This is a genomic window from Prevotella sp. P4-67 (genome assembly GCF_002251325.1).
Taxonomy (GTDB): domain Bacteria; phylum Bacteroidota; class Bacteroidia; order Bacteroidales; family Bacteroidaceae; genus Prevotella.
The window spans coordinates 1-22,029 of the sequence record NZ_NPJL01000021.1; the positions used below are offsets into that span (position 1 = coordinate 1).

Annotated in this window: 16 protein-coding genes and 1 pseudogene; 10 read left to right on the top strand and 7 right to left on the bottom strand. The window is 50.0% G+C overall.

Features of this window, described 5'->3' with window-relative positions; translation table 11 throughout:
• Window positions 1-874, bottom strand: a pseudogene (locus CIK92_RS03270) (hypothetical protein); the annotation flags it as partial.
• 398 nt (window positions 875-1,272) lie between these two features.
• On the opposite strand from CIK92_RS03270, the gene CIK92_RS03275 reads away from it, so the two are divergent.
• From CIK92_RS03275 to CIK92_RS03290, 4 genes are all read left to right on the top strand, one after another.
• Window positions 1,273-2,397, top strand: a complete 1,125-nt coding sequence (locus tag CIK92_RS03275) for an ATP-binding protein (RefSeq protein WP_094384828.1) — start codon at window positions 1,273-1,275, stop codon at window positions 2,395-2,397.
• Between the two features lie 80 nt (window positions 2,398-2,477).
• Window positions 2,478-2,717, top strand: a complete 240-nt coding sequence (locus CIK92_RS03280) for a hypothetical protein (protein ID WP_144289319.1) — start codon at window positions 2,478-2,480, stop codon at window positions 2,715-2,717.
• A 93-nt stretch (window positions 2,718-2,810) separates the two neighbouring features.
• A complete protein-coding gene (locus CIK92_RS03285) occupies window positions 2,811-3,161 on the top strand; it encodes a hypothetical protein (RefSeq protein ID WP_094388159.1) in 351 nt (116 codons plus the stop codon).
• Window positions 3,162-3,164: 3 nt separating this feature from the next.
• The gene (locus CIK92_RS03290; RefSeq protein ID WP_094388160.1) at window positions 3,165-3,977 is read left to right on the top strand and encodes an agmatine deiminase family protein; all 813 of its coding nucleotides are present in this window, start codon (window positions 3,165-3,167) and stop codon (window positions 3,975-3,977) included.
• 190 nt (window positions 3,978-4,167) lie between these two features.
• Here the strand turns inward: CIK92_RS03290 and CIK92_RS03295 are convergent, their stop codons facing one another.
• On the bottom strand, window positions 4,168-6,636 hold the full coding sequence (locus CIK92_RS03295) for a leucine-rich repeat protein (protein ID WP_094388161.1): 2,469 nt from the start codon (window positions 6,634-6,636) through the stop codon (window positions 4,168-4,170).
• Between the two features lie 835 nt (window positions 6,637-7,471).
• Here CIK92_RS03295 and CIK92_RS03300 point away from each other — a divergent pair.
• Entirely contained in the window at window positions 7,472-9,667 is a 2,196-nt protein-coding gene (locus tag CIK92_RS03300; protein ID WP_094388162.1) for an alpha-galactosidase, read from the top strand.
• Window positions 9,668-10,030: 363 nt separating this feature from the next.
• On the opposite strand, the gene CIK92_RS03305 is transcribed toward CIK92_RS03300, so the two are convergent.
• Genes CIK92_RS03305 through CIK92_RS13665 form a run of 5 tightly spaced genes read right to left on the bottom strand, consistent with a single transcriptional unit; the run spans window position 10,031 to window position 16,232 of the window.
• Window positions 10,031-11,029, bottom strand: coding sequence for a glycoside hydrolase family 130 protein (locus CIK92_RS03305; protein ID WP_022311711.1), 999 nt, complete (start codon window positions 11,027-11,029; stop codon window positions 10,031-10,033).
• Between the two features lie 28 nt (window positions 11,030-11,057).
• Window positions 11,058-12,338, bottom strand: a complete 1,281-nt coding sequence (locus CIK92_RS03310) for an MFS transporter (protein WP_022311710.1) — start codon at window positions 12,336-12,338, stop codon at window positions 11,058-11,060.
• 15 nt (window positions 12,339-12,353) lie between these two features.
• Window positions 12,354-13,847 carry a glycoside hydrolase family 125 protein gene (locus tag CIK92_RS03315; protein ID WP_094388163.1) on the bottom strand — a complete coding sequence of 498 codons (1,494 nt, stop codon included), beginning with the start codon at window positions 13,845-13,847 and terminating at the stop codon, window positions 12,354-12,356.
• A 12-nt stretch (window positions 13,848-13,859) separates the two neighbouring features.
• The gene (locus CIK92_RS03320) at window positions 13,860-16,025 is read right to left on the bottom strand and encodes a GH92 family glycosyl hydrolase (RefSeq protein WP_094388164.1); all 2,166 of its coding nucleotides are present in this window, start codon (window positions 16,023-16,025) and stop codon (window positions 13,860-13,862) included.
• A gap of 48 nt (window positions 16,026-16,073) precedes the next feature.
• On the bottom strand, window positions 16,074-16,232 hold the full coding sequence (locus tag CIK92_RS13665) for a hypothetical protein (RefSeq protein WP_022311707.1): 159 nt from the start codon (window positions 16,230-16,232) through the stop codon (window positions 16,074-16,076).
• A gap of 93 nt (window positions 16,233-16,325) precedes the next feature.
• Between CIK92_RS13665 and CIK92_RS03325 the strand changes: the two genes are divergently transcribed.
• The 5 genes from CIK92_RS03325 to CIK92_RS03345 all read left to right on the top strand — a co-directional run bounded on the left by CIK92_RS03325 (window position 16,326) and on the right by CIK92_RS03345 (window position 21,933).
• On the top strand, window positions 16,326-17,141 hold the full coding sequence (locus CIK92_RS03325) for a prolyl oligopeptidase family serine peptidase (protein ID WP_094388165.1): 816 nt from the start codon (window positions 16,326-16,328) through the stop codon (window positions 17,139-17,141).
• Window positions 17,142-17,150: 9 nt separating this feature from the next.
• On the top strand, window positions 17,151-17,939 hold the full coding sequence (locus CIK92_RS03330) for a Cof-type HAD-IIB family hydrolase (protein WP_022311705.1): 789 nt from the start codon (window positions 17,151-17,153) through the stop codon (window positions 17,937-17,939).
• Between the two features lie 130 nt (window positions 17,940-18,069).
• The gene (locus CIK92_RS03335) at window positions 18,070-18,972 is read left to right on the top strand and encodes a YitT family protein (protein ID WP_022311704.1); all 903 of its coding nucleotides are present in this window, start codon (window positions 18,070-18,072) and stop codon (window positions 18,970-18,972) included.
• 13 nt (window positions 18,973-18,985) lie between these two features.
• A complete protein-coding gene (locus CIK92_RS03340; protein WP_094388166.1) occupies window positions 18,986-19,618 on the top strand; it encodes a helix-turn-helix domain-containing protein in 633 nt (210 codons plus the stop codon).
• Between the two features lie 149 nt (window positions 19,619-19,767).
• The gene (locus CIK92_RS03345) at window positions 19,768-21,933 is read left to right on the top strand and encodes a M3 family metallopeptidase (RefSeq protein ID WP_173823798.1); all 2,166 of its coding nucleotides are present in this window, start codon (window positions 19,768-19,770) and stop codon (window positions 21,931-21,933) included.
• Window positions 21,934-22,029 lie beyond the last annotated feature (96 nt).

Sequence of the window (22,029 nt, forward strand, 5' to 3'; positions counted from 1 at the left end):
CCTTGTATGCTTGCGAAATCTGTTTTAATGTACTCAACGCGCCCAATATCTTACCATAAGTAGCATCAATATAAACCTTTATGTTTTCTTTCGGAAGACCTAATGTTTTATGACAATACTCAGAAAAGATCTTTGCATCATTGACTGCGAAAGGAACACTCGCAACATTCTGATAATTCTCATTGCCTATTATGAAGGCAAACGTATTCGAAGATTTTACAGAAGAGACAGGAATGTCTTTGTCTATCGTACGGTCTATTATAGCAACAGGCTGAGTTTTCGCTTTTTGTAATGATAGTGGTTTCGTTTGTACTTTATTGTCAGCTACGTCAACCATTATTTCTGGCAAATCTATATTTGCAGACAAATTCTGGTCAGGCACATAGTTGTTAAGCGATTTATATACATTGTTGCCCAGTTTGAATGAGAATGAAACAATAGCGGCTCTATCGTTTACAATATCGTAGTTCGGTGTTATTTTAACATCATTTTTCCATTTTTCCTTAAATGTCGGAGCTTGCGCAATAGGGACTTTTATGAATAACGTATCTACATTTTTGATATACACAGGAAAGGTTTCATTTTCAGGGTCATAGGCAGCAAGAACATATCTCAAATCTGCACGTTTGTTGGTGTTGAGGTATTTTGACTTATTCTCTTTTGTCAGTTCCTTTACCTTTAGATTCTGATTGACGGCGGTTACGCGTTTCTTCCACTCTGACTGTTTCTCAAATTCTGATTTTTTCTGCCAATTCTTTATATCTTCCTCTATTAAGGGTTTGGCATAGTTAAACTTAATTTTTACATGCAACCCAAAGCAGAGATGTGGCACATGAGGAAAGCACCATGAAAATCGGCTATAGACGTAGAGCACATTGGTGCTGACATGAAAAAGGGGAACTCCAGTTGAGACGTACAAGTACAATAATGAATAGACGTAAGCATTGAAATTGCACATCGAGCAAGCATGATTCACGTAACAAGTGGCAAAGTGGAAAAGTGGAGTTGCAATATGCTGCAGCCATATTAAAAAGAGAATAATGTCATCCTGAAGTATAAGACGGTTTTGTTCGCTTTTGCGTTTGGCGAATGGATTGACAGATATGATTATAAAAGGAAGAGGCGACGCGGACAAACAGAGGTGAAATATATGAAGAGGGAGTCTATTTTATGAGATTTTTCAATCAAGTTCACAAAGTTGTGGGCCACAACCTTGTGGACTACTTCTTTTTTCATTACCTTTGTAATCTAATTAAGTAAGGAGTAAAGATTATGGAGAAAGCTTTTGTATATGGTATGTCGGTCGGAGGTAATAACTTTACAGACCGAATTGAAGAAACCAAGCGTATCAAGCTTGACTTTGAAAATGGCGTTAATGTTATTCTTATATCTCCAAGACGCATGGGTAAGACCTCTCTTATAAAAAAGGTGATTTCCGAGATTGACAACCCTATGCTAAAAATCGTCTATATGGATATATATGACTGCAGAAGTGAATATGATTTCTATAACCGATTTGCCGAAACAATCATGAAGTCCACTGGCAAACATTTGGAGCAAGTAATGGAGAACATCAAGCGTTTTTTGGTTAGAATCTCGCCCAAAATTTCATTTAGCCCAGAACCTAACTCTGAGTTTTCTGTATCATTGGGTATAACGCCTAAGGATTATTCTCCAGAGGAAATTTTGAATCTTCCTGAACGTATTGCCAAGGAACAGGGCGTTCGCCTTGTAGTATGTATTGACGAGTTTCAGCAGATAGGAGAGTTCACAGACTCGCTGACTATACAAAAACATCTACGCGGTGTTTGGCAGCATCATCAAAATGTGTCTTATTGTTTCTTTGGCAGTAAGAAGCATCTGATGGAAAATATTTTCCAAAGTCGTCGTATGCCTTTTTATCAGTTTGGGGAGATGCTGCATCTCAAGTGTATTCCTACGGAATATTGGGTCCCCTTCATCTGTTCTCGATTCGAGAAGTACGGCAAGAAGATAACAGAAGAGTATGCTGGCAGAATATGCCAAGTGGTAAAGAATTACTCATCTTATGTGCAGCAACTTGCATGGAACGTTATGGCAGAAACAGAAAAAGAAGTAAACGAGGAGAATTTCGAAGAAGGCTTGAAGGCTCTGTTGGAGCAAAACAGCAGTCTCTTTATACAACAGACAGAGGGGCTTACGACCTATCAGCTCAACTTCATTCGTCTTTTGTGCAAAGGCATACATTCAGGATTTACCACTCAAACGGTTTCTGAAATATATCCTTTGGGTAGTAAGTCAAATATAGACCGTATAAAGAAAAGTTTGGTTGACAAAGAGATTATCACCATTGAGAAAGAGGGTATAGTCCTTGCTGACAGTGTATTTGAACTTTGGTTTAAAAGAGAAATGATGTAGTCTATAGACGACACTATGGTTTTCCCTTCACCAGCTTGACAATTATAATTAATCTGTTTATTAGCCAAAAGACAGAAAATATGAACGAGTATAAAACAATAGACTCTCTTTTGAAGAAATTTGCTGATCCAATAAAAGAGGATTACGAAGCATTGGCAGTTAGTCTGATGAAAAACTTTTCCATCGCTAAATGTGAAAAAGATAGTGAAGGAGTCAGAAACGTGAAGTACCGAATAGCTGATTTGGAAATATATCTATATTCAACAGACGATACTGAAGACGTAGCAACTTTGAGTAGAGACTGTATCGAAGGGCAATGATTCTTTCATCGATTTGGAGTAGATGTCGCATTTCGCACTTTACGTGGAGATAACAATGAACTGATACGGTTTGGCGGTGTGCTGATTCGTGGATTGGAGAAGTACGAAAACGGAAAGCATGTCGGCAATATATCAGGTAGCCAAAGATGTTTGTTTGACATGTTTAATGCGTCAGATGATATGCCTAAACTTATTGAAGACAAACCTTTGGATCATATCGAGATATTCAATACTTATAGAGTAGAGAATCAACCTCTACCTTATCGTTATTTCAAAGGCGGTATTGATTGGCAAATGAAAAGAAAATACGTTTTTCAGACCCAGAAGACAACCAATGGGACGACCGAATATCACATATGGCACGACTATAAGGATTTGCCAAAGAATATGTATGAAAACATTCCTAAAGATTTTGATGTAATAAAGAAAATATATCCAAGATAAATCATGATTACTGATGATCAAACAAACAAAGTATACTTTTCTGAATATCTGAGGGCTTACAAATGTTGGAAAAGCATCAAAGAAGCGTTGCTTGAACATGAAATAAACTTCGAAATGCTGCCCAGTACAAAAGATATATGGGTAAGAGATTTCATGCCGATTCAAAAGGATGTAAAATCTTTCATCGGGTATGAATATAATCCAGATTATCTCAAAGAAGAACAACAGTACATCACACATGATGTGCAAAATTGCTTTGAATTCACGCACAACAATCTAATGATAATGGACGTCATCGTAGATGGCGGCAATGTGATAAAGTGTAATGACAAAGTAATCATGACAGACAAGGTCTTCGTCGAGAACAAGGAGAAAAACCGTGAGTTCTTAAAGACGATTCTCGAAGAAAGTTTTGGCTGTGAAGTTGTTTTCATTCCATGGGACAAGGCTGAGAAATGCGGACATTCAGATGGAATGGTACGCTATGTTGAACCAGGGCATATTGTAATAAACAATTATGCAGATATAGATGAGCAACTTCGCGAAGAATTATTGAAGGTTTTGCGTCTACACTTTTCGAAAATAAGCGAGTTACAATATGGCAAGTATGCGCAAATGAATAGTTGGGTGCATATTAATTTTCTTCGTGTTGGCAATTTCTTGCTTGTACCGCAAATAGGTATTGCCAGTGATACCGTGGCTATTGAACAATTGAAGGAGATATATCGAGACTGTGAAGTCGTGCCTTGTGAAGCAAAAGGCATTGTTGCTAAAGGTGGCGCTTTCAATTGTGTATCATGGAATATAAAAGAATAGCTGAGGTATATAAAAAGGATATAAAGAGGTTATGAAGCCCAGTTTGAAACTTTAGCAAAATGTTCCGACTTGTTTGTTATAATTGAGCCCCTTCTTTAAGGGGCTCAATTATTGATTTGATTTTTTCACCTTATATTATATATGGCATATCCAGAAAGAGGACGCAACCTGCATAACGGATAATCATATTTTATTTCCTAAACAGTTTCATCGTGCGCCATACATCCTGCATTTGGGCAGATGATGAAATGGTAGGAGTCTGTGATTTGTTGTTCACAACTATTGACTTTTGCGATACATTGGTCTTAACGTAATCTGCCAAATCGCCAAGAGTTACATTTCCACGTGACTCCTTTAACTTTTTAAGCAGGAAATACGTAAACAAGCCATGTCCTTTCTCTTTATATGGATAAGCTGTTTCGCTCCCATCTGCAGCAGAAAAGACTACTACATTACCAGTCACTATGTCTTTCTTTGGCTTGATAGCTACACCTCGTGCAGAAACAATCATACCGTTTTCTCTACGGCTACCACTGAAACAGGCATCCATAAAAACTATGACTTGCTTGGCATCGATGCTTCCGATTGAAGAATACAGACTACTTAATGGTAAACATGCCTCCAACATAGATGGTGTAGCATCTGCTGGCAGCAGATAGGCTTCATTGTTCTTTTCATTTGGCACTCCATGACCGGCATAGTAAAAAATAACATTTATATCACCCTTGTATGCTTGCGAAATCTGTTTTAATGTACTCAACGCACCCAATATCTTACCATAAGTAGCATCAATATAAACCTTTATGTTTTCTTTCGGAAGACCTAATGTTTTATGACAATACTCAGAAAAAATCTTTGCATCATTGACTGCGAAAGGAACACTCGCAACATTCTGATAATTCTCATTGCCTATTATGAAGGCAAACGTGTTCGAAGAGTTGACAGAAGAGACAGGAATGTCTTTGTCTATCGTACGGTCTATTATAGCAACAGGCTGAGTTTTCGCTTTTTGTAATGATTGCGGTGTCGTTTGTACTTTATTGTCAGCTACGTCAACTATTATTTCTGGCAAATCTATATTTGCAGACAAATTCTGGTCAGGCACATAGTTGTTAAGCGATTTATATACATTGTTACCCAGTTTGAACGAGAATGAAACAATAGCGGCTCTATCGTTAACAATATCGTAGTTCGGTGTTATTTTAACATCATTTTTCCATTTTTCCTTAAATGTCGGAGCTTGCGCAATAGGGACTTTTATGAATAACGTATCTACATTTTTGATATACACAGGAAAAGTTTCATTTTCAGGGTCATAGGCAGCAAGAAAATATCTCAAGTCCACACGTTTGTTGGTGTTGAGGTATTTTGACTTATACTCTTTTGTCAGTTCCTTTACCTTTAGATTCTGATTGACGGCGGTTACGCGTTTCTTCCACTCTGACTGTTTCTCAAATTCTGATTTTTTCTGCCAATTCTTTATATCTTCCTCTATTAAGGGTTTGGCATATTCGCTAAATGTCTTAAAGAGGCCACCATACTCAAAGTTGTTGGCTTTTAATGTATAAAATGCAGAACTAAATGGCGTATAACCCCAGCTGTCAAACACCCCGTTATGAATTGTAATTTTGGAAGTGAGTCCATAAATTTCAGTTAGTTTATAACAAAATGCAAAAGCCATATCTCCTATATAGGTCACTTTAGATGGAATAACAATCTTTGACAGACTATGGCAATTATCGAAAGCATAATTACCTATATATTCCAATTGTTTTGGCAGTTCGATAGAAGGAAGTGACATACATCCACTAAAGGCACCATCCTCTATTCGTTTAGTACCTTCGAAACGGACTTTTCGAAGTCTTGTGCAATCACGCACCATGTTTTTTTCTATCACGGTTCTATAACCCAAATCCAGAGTGTCAAGATAGTTATCCTTATAGTCCCCAAAGATTTGTTTCATGGTCACTCCATGTACATTAACATACGCATAAGTAAGAGATTTGCAGTTGGAGAAAGCGCCATTTCCTATTTTCATGTTCTCATTAAACAAATATATCTTGTTTAGTTTATCACAGTATTTAAATGCAGCGGTTCCTATTTTCTTTATTGATTCAGGTAAATGAATATATTCCAGGTTTGGTAATTGATAAAAGGCGAAATTTCCAATTTCTTCTACTCCATCTTCGAAATCAACGGATACTAAAGACGTATATTTGGTAAAACTATGGTCGCCAATACGTAATGTTTTAGGTATCGTAAGGTAACGAATATTCTTGGCGACATCACTATTAAGGGAGCAAAACAATATAGGATAACTCTTACCTTTATAAGATACATAGGCAGGTATATCTAAGCAAGTAGGGTCTTTCATTTGTTCCGGGTACAAATTATCCACGGAACCATATAGAATACCTACGCTTGTGGTAAGACTATATTCAATACCCTGTATAATGACACGTTTCTCCTTCTTCGCCTCTATTTGGGAGGTGATTCCCCACAAAAAGACAAACAACATCAAATAGCGAAATAAAATCTTTTTTTGTAACATATCATGATAGTGATAGTACGTCCATACTTTGAGAAATTTGGTAGTTTGAGCAGCCACATTTGTTACTAAACAAAAAAGGGAAACCGTAAATGCAAATAATTTTTTCATTGTGATAATCGTTAGTTATTAAATGTTTTTAGTACAATACACCTTAAATGGAAAGTTCTATAAGTATCAGGACAACAACAGCCTGTCCATGATATGCTCATGCCAGACATTTCGCTTGTCTTAGTGTTACACTAAAGATGACCAAAACCTGACTATTGGCAAAAATACAAATTAAATCTGAATAGCCCGCCTCTTTTGATGCTTTTTTTGCAAATATAGTACATTTTTTTGCAATCATGGTTCAACTTGGTATTCTTTTATTCTAAATCACCGCCCCAACCTTAGACTTGCTAACTACCTTTGGTGCATGAATAAAATATCTAACCGCAGTTGCGGGCTCGTATCAATAGTTACGTGGTTGCGTGTCGTAAGTCACGAGCCCACGTATCGTAAGTCACGGGCTCTCGTGACTATTGATACGAGCCGACAACTGTGGTCAGAGGCGCGGCCGGCGTAGTTGCTGCGGTGGCTGGCTTAGTCGCTGCAGTGGCTGGCGTAGTTGCTGCGGTGGTCGGCATGGTCGGCGTAGTAGTGGCGATGGACTCTAAAGAAACCATGATAATTGACAATCATCATGGATGGAGTGAAAATAATCGCCCTTTTCTTTTGCCATGCACCAACCTTTGGCTAACTTTGTAGAAAGTTAGGTCCCTGCGCCCTGCCCCGATGGCTGCCCTGGTCGCAGACACGATGAGCGCTCGGGCCATACCTTATTAATATATCGGTGAACACTATCTGTATATAGGTGAACACCATCTGTATATAGGTGAAAAATATCAGTATATCGGCGAACACTATTAATATATATAAGTGAACAATAACCCAAAAACTTATAATGATGAGAAAAATCTTTGTGATGCTGTCGTTGCTGGCAGCGGCTGTGACCCACGCCGCCGAACAGCCCCAGCGCGTGTCGGTGGAGACTCCCCACATGTCGTTAGTCCTGGAAGTGTCGAAAGACATGCAGCCCCGCTATGTCTACCTTGGCGAGCGTCTCGGCAAGCATGACCTCGACAACGCCGTACCTCTGGCGCGCACCCCCATCTATCCCACCTACGGGTCGGAACTGGTGCATGAACCCGCACTCGCCATAACCCACGCCGACGGGGCTATGGCCACCGACCTGCGCTATACAGACACCAAGGTGGTGGCAGAGCCCAAAGCCACGGTGACCATCGTGCGCATGCAGGACAAGGTGTACCCCGTGGTGGTAAACATCTGCTATCGCGCCTATAGCGACGTGGATATCATCGAGACATGGACCGAGATAGAAAACTATGAGAAACGCCCCATCACCCTCAACCGCTTTGCCAGCGCCATGCTGCCCATACGCCGCGGCGATGTGTGGATGACACGCTTCCACGGAGCATGGGGCAACGAGGCAAGGCTCGTAGAACATCCGCTGCAGCGTGGATTTGTGACCGTAAAGAACAAGAACGGTGTGCGCAACTCGCAGACAGAGCATGCCGAGGTGATGTTCTCGCTCGACGGCAAGCCCGCCGAAAACCACGGACGCACCATCGGGGCAGCCCTCTGCTATACCGGCAACTACCGTCTGCAGGTGGAGACCTACAACACCGACTACCATTATCTGCTGGCTGGCATCGACGAGGAGTGCTCTGCTTACCATCTGGCTCGGGGCGAACGCTTTGTCACCCCCGTGCTGGCGCTCACCTACAGCAATGAGGGCAAGGGCGGTGTGAGCCGCACGTTCCACCGCTGGGGCCGCGAGTACAAACTCTGCCATGGCAACCAGGTGCGCGACATCCTACTCAACAGCTGGGAGGGCGTGTATATGAATGTCGAAGAGAAGAAGATGGACCAGATGATGGCCGATTTCAAGGCCCTCGGCGGCGAGCTCTTCGTGATGGACGACGGATGGTTTGGCGGCAAGTATCAGCGCACCGACGACGCTGCTCTGGGCGACTGGGTGGCCGACACCCGTAAACTGCCCGGTGGCATTGAGGCTCTGCTCGACGACGCCAAGCGCCACGACATCAAGTTTGGCATCTGGATTGAGCCCGAGATGACCAACGAGCGGAGTGAACTCTACGAGCGTCACCCCGACTGGATCATCAATGCCAAGAACCGTCCGCTCGTGGGCGGACGCGGCGGCAACCAGCTGGTGCTCGACATGGGCAATCCCAAGGTGCAGGACTTCGTCTTCGGCGTGGTCGACAATCTGCTTACCCGCTATCCGCAGATAGCCTATATCAAGTGGGACGCCAACATGTCTATCATGTCTCACGGTTCGCAGACGCTCTCTGCCGCCAACCAGAGTCACCTCTATATCGCCTATCACGCGGGCCTGAAGAAGGTGCTCGAGCGCATACGTGCCAAGTATCCCGACGTGGTGATGCAGAGCTGTGCCAGCGGTGGCGGCCGCGTCAACTGGGGCATACTGCCCTACTTTGACGAGTGGTGGGTGAGCGACAACACCGACGCCCTGCAGCGCATCTACATGCAGTGGGGTACCAGTCACTTCTTCCCCGCCATCGGCATGGCTTCGCACGTGAGCGCATCGCCCAACCACCAGACCATGCGCCGTCTGCCCATCAAGTATCGCTTTGATGTGGCTATGACAGGCCGTCTCGGCATGGAGATGCAGCCCTGCGATATGACCGACGCCGAGCGCGACTTTGCCAAGCGTGCCATCGCCGACTACAAGACCATACGGCCTGTGGTGCAGATGGGCGACCTCTACCGCCTGGTGAGCCCCTACGACGACCAGCACATCGCTTCGCTCATGTATGTGACTGAGGCCAAGGACAAGGCTGTGTTCTACTGGTGGAAGATGGCCAACTTCGTAGACGACCATCTGCCCCGCGTGTGCATGGCTGGTCTCGACCCGCAGCGCATGTATCGCGTGCACGAGTTGACCCGCATCGACAAGGACCCCCTCTTCTGCGAGGGCCGTCTCTATAGCGGCGCCTTCCTCATGAACCACGGCCTCGACTTCCCCTACAATCACAAGACCGACGTAGAGACCAACGGATGGTCAAGCCGTGTGCTCTATCTCACAGCCGAGTGATCCCTGGGCGCACAGCCCGTGACAGATAACTTACAAATACATAGATTGCAACGCATTGCGCGTTGCAATTTATGTATATGGCAGCAGGAAATAATCTTTTCGTGCTATGATTTCATTGTCTCTAACCGTTACTTGATCTTAATTTAGGCTATTTCCGGTTTTGAGCAGATTGGCTCTGGTCTGGGTGAAGCCATAGCGAGTTATGCCTCCATCAGTATGGCATGAATATGAGTCAGAAGACCTGTCGGGGTTAGACCGTTTGGTGCTAATGCGCAAAAAAAGAGGATGACGGCGCTGTGCCGACATCCTCTCGTAAGAGTTGTGATGACGGCTCCGCAGAGGAAGCCGACATAATGGGTGCTATCAGATGATACTGTTCTTGCGGGTCCACTCGATAATCTCGGGGATGTAGCCGAAGGCCAGTCCGGTGACGGTGTCTGCACAACCGTAGTAAACGGCTACGCGTCCGGTCTCGGGGTCGTGAAGCTCGGCACAGGGGAAACATACGTTTGGCACGTCGCCGGTGAGCTCATACTGCTTCTGCGGAGAGATGAGGTAGGGACCGCTGCGGTAGATGGGCTTCCAGGGCTGCTCGAGGTCGAGCAGAGCCGAACCGAAGCTGTATACATAACCATTGCAAGAGTGGAGCACGCCGTGATAGAACAGCAGCCAGCCCTCGCTGGTCTCGATTGGGATAGGTCCGGCACCAATCTTCATGCACTGCCATGCGCTCTGCTCGAATGGAGCGGGAGCCATCACGTGGCGGTGCTTGCCCCAGAAGCACATATCGGGCGACTCGCTATAGAAGATGTCGCCGAAGGGAGTGTGGCCAGTGTCAGAAGGACGAGAGAGCATGGCGAAGTTGCCATTGATCTTCTTGGGGAACAACACGCCGTTGCGGTTGTAAGGCAGGAAGGCGTTCTCCAGCTGGTGGAAGGTCTTGAAGTCGGTGGTCCATGCCACGCCGATGGTTGGGCCGTAGTAGCCGTTGCACCATGTGACATAGTACTTGTCCTCTATCTTGCACACACGTGGGTCGTAGCCATACACCCACTGTCCCACTTCCTCGTTGTCGCACTGGAAACGGAGCGGTTCTTCATTGATGTTCCACTTCTTGCCATCCTCAGAGAAGCCTACGTGAAGCACCATGCGGCGGTTGGTATCATCGCAGCGGAAAACGCCAGCGAAACCATTGCCGAAGGGTACTACGGCACTGTTGAAGATACTGTTGCTGGTGGGCAGCAGGTCGCGGGGGATGATGGGGTTGTCGCTGCAACGCCACATTACATTCTTGCAGTCTTGCGGACGCTCTTCCCAAGGCATGTTGGGCAGGGCCTGTCCTTCAATAATCAGTTTGCTCATAATCGTGATGATTTTGGTTGTATCAATATTATTGTTTCTTGTCTGGATAGGTGAATGGCACAAACCAGGTGATAAGCAGTGCGGGTATGATGAATATCAGCACAAAGAGGAAGAAGCCCTCATAGCCCAACAGCGTGGTGAGCTTGCCGCTCGACATACCGGTGACCATCACGCTGAGGTTCATGATACCCGAGGCGATGGCATAGTGGGACATCTGGTTCTTGCCGGGAGCTATCTGGTGCATCATAAACATGGTGAGGCCCACGAAGCCAAATCCGTAGCCGAAATACTCTATCACGATGCCGCCGCCGATGAGCCAGAGGCTGCTGGGCTGGTAGATGGCGAGGAAGGTGTAGACCAGGAAGGGCAGGTTGAAGATAAGGGCGAGGACAAACAGCACCCGCTTCAGACCGAAGCGTGCGATGACGTTGCCGCCGAGGATAGAGCCCACCACGAAGGCTGCGGCTCCGAAGGTGCCATAGTAGGTGCCAATCTGCTCATTGCTCAGTCCGAGTCCACCCTGGGAAACGGGGTCGTGGAGGAAGAGGGGCACCACCTTCATCACAAATCCCTCGGCGAGGCGATAGATGATGATGAAGAGGATGTAGTAGATGATGTGTGCCTTCTGGACAAACTCCTTGAGCACATCCCACAGTTCCTTCAGCGTCTCGCTGGCACTCTTCTTGTCGTCGTTGTGCTTGCCGTCGGTGGGCAGGATGAAGTAGTGGTAGATACCCAGCGCGGTCATCACCACGCAGAGGAAGACGAGGATGGCGGTCCAGGCATTGAGCACTCCCACCATGGGGGTGATGATGCCGGCTATCCATACCAGCAGTCCGGTGGCAAAAATCTTGGCGATATTGTAGAACGCACCTTGCCAGCCTATCCACCGGGCTTGGTCCTCCTTGGACAGCACGCCCATATAGGTGCCGTCGGCAGCAATGTCGTGGGTGGCACCACTCAGTGCAACTACGGCAAAGAGGGCTATAGAGATGGCGAAGAAGTCGGGGAGGTGGAGCGAGATGGCTGCCAGACCGAAGACGACGCCACTGACTACCTGGGTGAGGACTACGAAGAACTTCTTGGTCTTGTAGAGCTCAAGCAGGGGGCTCCACAGGAACTTCAGGGTCCAGGGCAGCATGATGAGGCCGGTCCAGAAGGTAATCTCTGCATTGCCTATGCCCAGGTCCTTGTACAGGAGAGACAGTACCATATTGAGCACCACAAAGGGCATGCCCATGGCAAAATAGAGGGTGGGCACCCAGGCTACGGGGCTCACCTTCTTATTGGCTAAATTGATTTCTTTCATTGTTGTTATCAGGTTCTATTTCTTGCATGAGATAAGCAGGTCGGTCTTGCCGTCCTTGACGAGCTTCAGGATAAGCTCGCCGAAGAGAGTGTTCTGCCAGGCAAACCAGGGACGGGTGTAGTGCATCGAGTCCTTGATGTCGAACGACTCGTGGATGACTCCCGTGTTGGCGTCGGTGTCCATAAGCATCTGCACACACTCCTTGATCTCCTTGTCGTCACGGCTGGTCATGGCGCGCATGATGAGGCTCATAGGCCAAGCCATGTCGTAGCCCATGTGGGGACCACCGATGCCTTCGCCAGCCTTGCCGCGGAAGAAGTAGGGGTTGTCTTCGCTCCACACGAAGCGGCGGGTGTTCTGGTAGATGGGGTCATCTATGTCGACATCACCCAGATAGGGCATGGCGAGCAGACTGGGCACGTTGGCGTCGTCCATGAGCATGTGGTTGCCCATACCGTCGACCTCGTAGGCGTAAATCTTGCCATACTTGGGATGGTCGTAGACGGCATACTTCTGCAGCGCGGCCTTCACCTCGTTGGCCAGGTCTGTGCACTGGCTGGCCATCTGGCTGTTGCCGTTGACACGGGTCAGCACGTCGGCCATCTTGTTGAGGGTGGTCACTGCCATGAAGTTGGAGGGAATAAGGAAGAGGAAAGTGGTGGCATCGTCGGATGGACGGAAGACCGATGCGATGAGTCCGACAGGACGCACGGGGGCTCCAAGGCCCACGTTGCAGACGGTGTCGAGCTGTCGGTCGGTGACGCGCAGGAACCTATAGGAGCCAGGGCCATTCTTGCGCTGCTGCTCGTGGAAGGTGGCAAGGATATTCTTGACCACATCCTGCCAGAGCTGACCCTCGAAGATAGAGGCGTCGCCGGTGACGAGCCAGTACTCGTAAGCCAGACGCAGCGGATAGCACAAGCTGTCTATCTCATACTTACGCTCGTGCAGTCCGGGCTTCATGCCGCTGTCGTCGCTCATCCAGCGGCTCTTCTCGGCGAAGTCGCGGTGGAACGCATTGGCGTAAGGGTCGTACTGGATGTTCTTGAACTGACGCAGGATGACACCCTTAATCATCTGCTGGATATTCTTGTCCTTCTTGGCAAACTGGAGATAGGGCCATACCTGGGCTGCAGAGTCGCGGCCCCACATGGCGTGGATGTCGCCGGTATAGACAAAGGTGTCGGGGTTGCCGTCGGCGTCTTCCTCGTAGTGCACGGTGGTGTCGAGGGTGTTGGGGAAACAGTTCTCAAACATCCAGGCGAGATAGGGCGAGTCCTTCAGACGCTTCTTCATGTCCTTGATGCACTGCTCGATGACCTTGGAACGGAAGAGGCGTTCCTCGACAGCCGGGCGCTTGGACACGTAGGGTGTGGCGACGGCTATGGCGTCGATATACTCCTGTCCGAACTCTTTCTGGTTTACCGAAGCCTGGGCCTGGGCCGAGGTCGTGGCAGCAAAGGTGAGCAATCCTGCGATTGCCACCTTTGTGATATTGCTGATGTTCATAGATAGTGTCATTTAGGGACGGTCCTTAACCTTGGTGCCGAACTTAGAGGGCTTGGCACCCATTACAAACTCGAGCACACCGCCCTTCATCAGGTCGGCATAGTCCATATACGACTTGGTATAAGGACGGCCGTTCCACTTGACGCTCTGGATGTACATATTCTTCTTGCTGTTGTTGCGGGCAACGATGTCGAGAGTCTTGCCTTCGCCGACATTGAGTGTGGCGCGGTCGAAGATGGGTGAGCCGAAGATGAACTTGCCGCCCTCGGGCTCTACCTGATAGAGACCTACGCTCGACAGGATGTACCAGGCCGACATCTGGCCTACGTCTTCATTACCGCTGAGACCGTCGAACTCGTTCTTGTACATCTCGTCGAGTGTCTGGCGGATGAGGCGTGCACCCTTCCAGGGCTGGCCAACGTAGTTATACATATATAATATATGGTGGCTGGGCTCGTTGCCATGGGCATACTGTCCGATGAGGCCCGAGATGTCGGGAGAAGCCTCGGCGCCCATGTCGCCGTTGACGATGAAGAGGCTGTCGAGTTTGGAGACAAATCGCTTCTCGCTCTTGAAGCAGCTCACGAGACCATGAACATCGTGGGGAACGAGCCAGGCATACTGCCAGGCATTACCCTCGGTGTAGTCGTCCTGACGGTGTACGGCGTGGAAGGGGTTGAAGGGCTCGCGGAACTTGCCCTTGCTGTCAACGCCACGCATGAAACCGGTGGCGGGGTCGAAGAGACGGCGGTAAACCTGGCTGCGGTTGTAGAAGTACTGGTAGTCTTCCTCGTGACCGAGCATCTTGGCCACCTTGGCCACGCCGGCGTCGGCGAGGGCATACTCCAGAGCCTTTGCCACAGTCTCATAAGTGGGGTCGAGGTCGCAGGGGATGTAGCCATACTTCTTGAGCAGGTCCATGCCACGGTCGTCCTTCATGGCCGAAGCCTTCATGGCCTCGTAGGCTGCCTCTTTGTCAGCCACCAGACCCTTGAGCACGTAGTCGGCGAGGATGGCCACGCCGGGGTTGCCCACCATACAGTCGGTCTCGTTGCCCATAAGATGCCAGATAGGCAGTTTGCCCTGCTGCTTGTAGATATGGATAAAGGTCTGTGCCATATCAGCAGCCTTGTCGGCATGGATGAGCGACATCAGAGGCATGTTGGCACGGTAGGTGTCCCAAAGAGAGAATGTGGTATAGTTGGTGAACTTGCCACGGTGTATCTTGTAATCGGCACCACGGTATTCGCCATTGACGTCGGAGAATACAGAGGGAGCGGTCATCGAGTGATACATGGCGGTGTAGAAGATGGCGCGGTCGTTGGCGTTGCTGGTCTCAATCTTGATTTTGCCCAACTCGGTGTTCCAAGCCTCGTCGGCAGCCTTGGCTACAGCGTCGAAGTCCCAACCGGGCACCTCGGCCTGCATGTTGAGCATGGCGTTGCCCTCGTTGACGGCTGAGAGACCCACCTTGACCAGCACGGGACGGGTGGCGTCGGCGAGCTCGAGCACGGCGATGGTGTCATTGCTCTGCACCATCTTGACGGGAGTGGAGAACTCGGCTGCGAAATACACCTGCTGGTTCTTGGCCCATCCTGTAGACTTGCGATAGCCTGTTATCAGTGTTGGGCTCACCTGGCGCATGCCGCATACTTTCATCGTATCCCATCCGATGCCCTGCAGCAGGTCGAGCTTCATCAGCGCCTTCTTGGCATTGGCGAATGTGTAGCGATGCATACCCACGCGCTGTGTAGCGGTGAGCTCTACCTTGACATTGGGGTTGTTGAGCTTCAGGCCATAATAGCCGGGGCGGACGGTCTCGTCGCTGTGGGCGAAGATTACAGAGTCCTGCGCAGCGGTAGATACGGGCAGCAGAGCGATGTCGCCCAGGTCACCGATGCCGGTTCCGCTGAGGTGGGTGTGACCGAAACCGATGAGTACATTGTCGCTATAATGATAGCCCGAGCACCAGTCCCATCCACGGGTCTTCTCGGTAGGACCGAGCTGGATGTAGCCGAAGGGAACATTGGCACCGAGGAACACGTGGCCATGGCCGCCGGTTCCCACATAGGGATTCACATACTGCGTAAGATTTTCAGCGTGGACAGCCGTGGTGGCACCACACATTACGCTCAAAGCCAGGAAGGCCTTGACAGATAATTTTCTTAATATTTCCATTGTTAAAGCTAATAGTTTTGTACAAAGGTAGCAATAAATTGGCAGAATTTAGGCCTTAGGGATAAAAAAAACACTTGCAGAGGCATATCCGGCGCTATTTTTTATAAAAATAGCCTTCGCAGCGGCAAGCACCGTGATGATGGCGGCGTCGGCAGCGTTTGTGTAAGCCTCGTCGGGGTGCGGGTTGACCTTTGTCAACATCATCATCGATTATGGCGCGATTTATAAAGATTAACGCTATTGTCACATATTATTGCTGGTTTATCATTAACTTTGCAATAACGTATAAAGACATAGCTGATGAAACTGAAGACGATATTCCTGGCCTTGCTGTGGCTCACGACGCTTGCCGCCCATGCAGCCACCGACGGTCAGGGCAAGATGGAGGCCATGCGCGGCAAGGTTCCGGGAAGCTACAACTTCTGGATATTCACTCCCGAGGAGTACGAAGCAGAGGGACGTGGCGTGCCGCTGGTCATATTCCTCCACGGCGCCAGCCTGTGTGGCAACAATTTGGAAGAGGTGCGCCGCTACGGGGTGCTCCACGCCATACAGAAGGGTAAGATTGTGCCTGCTGTGGTGCTGGCGCCGCAGAACGGAGGTGGAGCGTGGAACCCCAAGAAAATCAACGACCTGCTGGAGTGGACCGTGGCACACTATGCCATCGACACCACCCGCGTCTATGTCCTGGGCATGAGCCTGGGAGGCTACGGCACGATGGATTTTGTGGCAGCCTATCCCGACAAGGTGGCAGCTGCCATGGCGCTCTGCGGAGGCTGTTCGGTGAAGGAGCCCGCGGGGCTGGGCCAGGTGCCCTTGTGGATTATGCATGGTACCGCCGACCGCGCCGTGCCTATAGCCCAGTCCAAGCGAGTGGTCGACTATCTGCAGCAGAGCGGCAACGACCAGCTGCTGCGCTACGACTGGATAAAAGGGGGCAACCACGGCACACCCGCACGCCTATTCTATCTGCAGAAGACCTACGACTGGCTCTTCTCTCACTCCCTCCACGACTCGCCGCGTACGGTCGACCGCACCTTCGACATCGATATGGACGATATCCGCCAGACCTACGACGAACTGAGATGGTTCAGAGGAATGTATGACAACGATTAGACGACGATAATGAATATCAAAGCACTCTTTTTCGACATCGACGGCACGTTGGTGAGCTTCACCTCCCACACCGTGCCCGCCTCTACCGTAGAGGCGCTCGAGGAAGCCCACCGGCGTGGCGTGGGCATCTATATATCCACGGGCCGACCCATGGCCTTTATCACCAACCTCAAGCCCATCGCTCACCTCATCGACGGATATATCACCACCAATGGTGCCTACTGCGTGGTGGGCGATACGGTGGTGAGCCGTCACCCTATGGACCCCGACGATGTGGCCACCGTGCTCGCCGACGCCATCGACAACCACTATCCGGTGGTGGTAGACGGTGAGCGGACCATCGTGGTCTACAACAACTCCGACCTCGTAGACCGTATCTATGTCAAGGGGCTTGGCGTAGATGTGCTCGACTACAGCCTGACACTCAAGGACCTGGGCACAGAGGGCATCCTGGAGTTGTCGCCCTTTATGACCCGCGCCCAGGAAGCTGCACTCAGCCCACGTCTGCGCCATGTCACCTCGGGCCGTTGGCACCCGGAGTTTACCGACTTTACCCGCCAGGGTGTCGACAAGGCACTTGGCTTGCGCGAGATGGCCGGTTTCCTGCACCTTGACATCAGCCAGACCATGGCCTTCGGCGACGGTGGCAACGACATCGCCATCCTCAGTGCTGCTGGCATTGGCGTGGCTATGGGCAACAGTGCCGACGATGTCAAGGCGGCTGCCGACTTCGTCACCACCGATGTCGACAACCACGGCATAGCCCACGCTTTGCGCCACTATAAGATTATAGACTGAAAGGTAGGGACAAAAACTATCTCCTTTTAATCAAGAATTAGAGAAAAAAGGATAACAATCAAACATATTATCGTGGAAAACTGCGTAACTTTGCACACACTTTATAACCATAATAAATACATCGACGACAATGACCTTGACTATTGAAAGAAAGAAGGCAATACGCAAAGAGATACGTGACTATGTGATGATAAGCATAGCCATGATTTCCTATGGATTGGGCTGGACCATTTTCCTGCTGCCCAACAAGATACCTACGGGCGGTGTGCCGGGTGTATCATCGGTACTCTACTGGGGTATGGACATCCCCGTCCAGATGTCCTACTTTGCCATCAACGCCACGCTGCTTCTCATTGCGCTCCGCATATTGGGCTGGCGCTTCTGCGTGAAGACCATCTACGCGGTGTCGTTGCTCACGGCGCTTTCCGCCGTCTTCCAGGAGCATCTGGAGAGCATCCATCTGCTGGAGGGCGACCCCTTCATGACCTCCATCATCGGCGGTGTGTTCATGGGTAGCGGTATCGGCTTGGGACTGGCTTTCAACGGCTCTACCGGAGGCACGGATATCGTGGCAGCCATCATCAGCAAGTATCGCAACATATCTTTGGGCCGCGTGTTCCTCGTGGTCGACCTTACCATCATCACCTCGAGCTATTTTGTGCTGCACGACTGGGAGAAAATCATCTACGGATATGTGACGCTCATCGTCTCGTCGCTCTGCATAGACTATGTGGTCAACTCCATGCGCCGTTCGGTGCAGTTCTTCATCATCTCCGACAAGTATGAAGAGATTGGTGCCCGCATCATCAATGACCCCCACCGTGGCGTGACCGTGGTCAACGGCCATGGCTTCTACTCGGGCCGCGACGTCCACATGCTCTTCGTGCTGGCTAAGAAGAGCGAGTCTCACAAGATATTCATGCTCATCAACGAGATAGACCCCAAAGCCTTTGTGTCACAGAGTGCTGTAATCGGAGTCTATGGCGAGGGCTTCGACAAGTTCAAGGTACGCACCAAGCGTTATCAGGAATAATCCTTCATCCACCATGCGCGACGACAGTCAATACATACACGACCTCACGGCTCAGGGCGAGCACCGGCAGCAGGACTTCAAGTACGAAATCACCGACGCTGGCAAACTGGCGCGTTCGGTGTCGGCATTTGCCAATACCGTGGGCGGCCGCCTGCTTATCGGCGTGCGCGACGACGGTACCATAGCCGGAGTCAAGACCGAAGAGGAAATCTACATGATGACCCGTGCGGCCTACGGATGTTGTGAGCCCGAGGCCGACATCAACTTCAAGACCTATCATGTCGATGGGCGCAATGTGGTGGTTGCCACCATCCCCCCCGCCACTGCCAAGCCGGTGTGCGTCTTCGACGACGAGGGCCACAAGACCGCCTATATACGCATCAAGGATGAGAATGTGGTGGCGTCGCCCGTAATTATAGAGATGTGGAAGCAAGAGCAGCGCGAAGAGAACGTGATGCCCTACACCGATACCGAGTCGGGGCTGATGGAGATGATGCGTCTCAATCCTCACCAGCCTCTCCAGGTCATCTCCAAGATAGCCCATATCAAGCGTTTCCTGGTCATCAAGATACTGGCACGCCTCATCCGCTACGACATCGTGGGCTGGGAGTGGGACGGCGAGGACTTCCTTTTCTATCTGAAATAGGCTGCATCCGTGGCAGGGTACTCTGTGCATGTGCGGGTGCCCCAGTTGGCAACAAATTGCCACGCAAGACAAAAATGTTAATGGTTTTTGTCTTTTATACCAATAGTATTGAGTAAATTTGTAGGCACAAGACTCAAACAATCATCAATATGGAAATCAACAAGGCTTTTATTACCATCGGACTGGCAACAGCTTTGCTGCAAATGCCTGTCGCCGCAGATGCCCAGCACGCCGGTAGTGCATGCTGTGACCACGGCAACAAGACCTGTCGACAGAACCCGCTGCTCCAGAAGAGCACTCTCCCCTTTGGAGCGCCCGACTTCGCACGCATCAAGGAGACCGACTACCTGCCTGCTATCGAGGCGGCGGTCAAGCAACAACGTGAGAACATCCAGAAGATAGTGGACAACAAGGCCAAACCTACCTTTGCCAACACCATTCTCGCCTACGAGAACAGCGGTGTGCTGCTCGAGAATGTCAGCAATGTGTTCTTCGGACTCTGCAGTGCCCACAAGACGCCCGTCATCGCCGACACCGAGAAGAAGGTGACTCCCTTGCTCACCGACTTGGACAACGAGATATCTTTCAACCAGAAGCTCTTCGAGCGCATCAAGTATGTATACGACCACGAGTACAAGAACCTTACCGGCGAAGACCAGCGACTCACCGAGGTGATATATAAGGGCTTTGTGCGTTCGGGCGCCATGCTCTCTGCCGACAAGATGCAGCGCATGAAGCAGATTAACTCGCGTATCTCCGACCTCCAGCAGCAGTGGGGCAACCTCCTGCCCGAGGCGACCAACAACGCTGTGGTATGGGTCGACAGCAAGGAGAAGCTCGACGGTCTGAGCGATGCCGACATCGCTCAGTGCAAGAAGGATGCCGAGAGCCGTGGTGCCAAGGCTCCCTACTGCATCGTAATCATCAACACCACACAGCAGCCCATCCTCGCCAGTCTGCGCAACCGCGACCTGCGACGCCAGGTCTATGAGGCCAGCATCCACCGCGCCGACGGCACGCGTCCCGAGTTCAACACCTTCTCCATCGTGGCCGAAATGGCTCGTCTGCGTGCCGAGAAGGGCAGCCTGATGGGTTATGCCAACTATGCCGACTACTCGCTCGAGAAGACTATGGCCAAAAACTCGCAGAATGTCAATAACTTCCTCGCCCAGCTCATCAAGAAGTATTCGCCCAAGGCCGACGCCGAGACTCGCGCCATCGAAGCCTATGCCCAGAAGACCGAGGGTGCCGACTTCAAGCTCCAACCCTACGACCGTTTCTACTACTCTGCGCTCATGAAGAAGGAGGTGCTCAATATCAGCGATGACGAGGTGAAACCTTACTTCAACCTTGACAGCGTTGTAGAGAAGGGTGTCTTCTATGCAGCCCAGCGCGTCTACGGTCTCCAGTTCAAGCTCCGCCCCGACATCCCCACTTATCATCCCGATATGAAGGTCTTCGAGGTAAGCAATGCCGATGGCAGTCCTCTGGCTTTGTTCTATTGCGACTACTACCGTCGTCCCACCAAGCGCGGTGGCGCATGGATGAGCGCTTTTGCCAAGCAGAGCAGAGAGCGTCATCAGTTACCTATTATATATAATGTATGCAACTACGCCAAGGCGCCCGAGGGCCAGCCTTCACTCCTCACCTGGGACGAGGCCACCACGCTCTTCCATGAGTTTGGTCACGCCCTGCATGGCATGTTGTCCGACTGCCGCTACAACACGCTCTCCGGTACAGCCGTAGCCCGCGACTTCGTCGAGATGCCTTCTCAGTTCAACGAGTCGTTTGCCTCCATCCCCGAGATATTCGACCACTACGTGCGCCACTCCGTCACCGGAGCTCCCATGCCTGCCGACCTGAAGAAGCGCATGCTCGAGAGCATCAATTTCCAGACCGTCTACGCTCTGGGCGAGAACCTTGCCGCCACCAGCGTCGATATGGCTTGGCATCTGATGAAGGCCGACGAGGTGCCCACCGCCGACAAGGCTCCTCTCTTTGAGAGCCAGGCGCTCAAGAAGGTGGGCCTGCTCAACGCGCAGATACCTCCACGCTATTCCACCTCTTACTTCAACCACGTATGGGGCGGTGGCTATGCTGCCGGTTACTACAGCTATCTGTGGACCGAGGTGCTGGCAGTCAACATTGCCGACTATTTTGCCAAGCATGGCGCCCTTGACCCCGCAGTGGGCAAGGCGTTCCGCGAGAAAATCCTCAGCCGTGGCAACACCAAGGACCAGATGGAGATGTTCACCGACTTCACAGGCATGACCTCTCCCGACGCTTCCGGACTGCTCAAGGCCCGTGGCCTGTAGCCCTTCCATTGCCGCCGGTCTTCGTCTGTGGGCGAAGGCTGGCGGTACACAATACGACAGATGACAAGAGTCCCGGCGAAGACGACCATTGCGTCT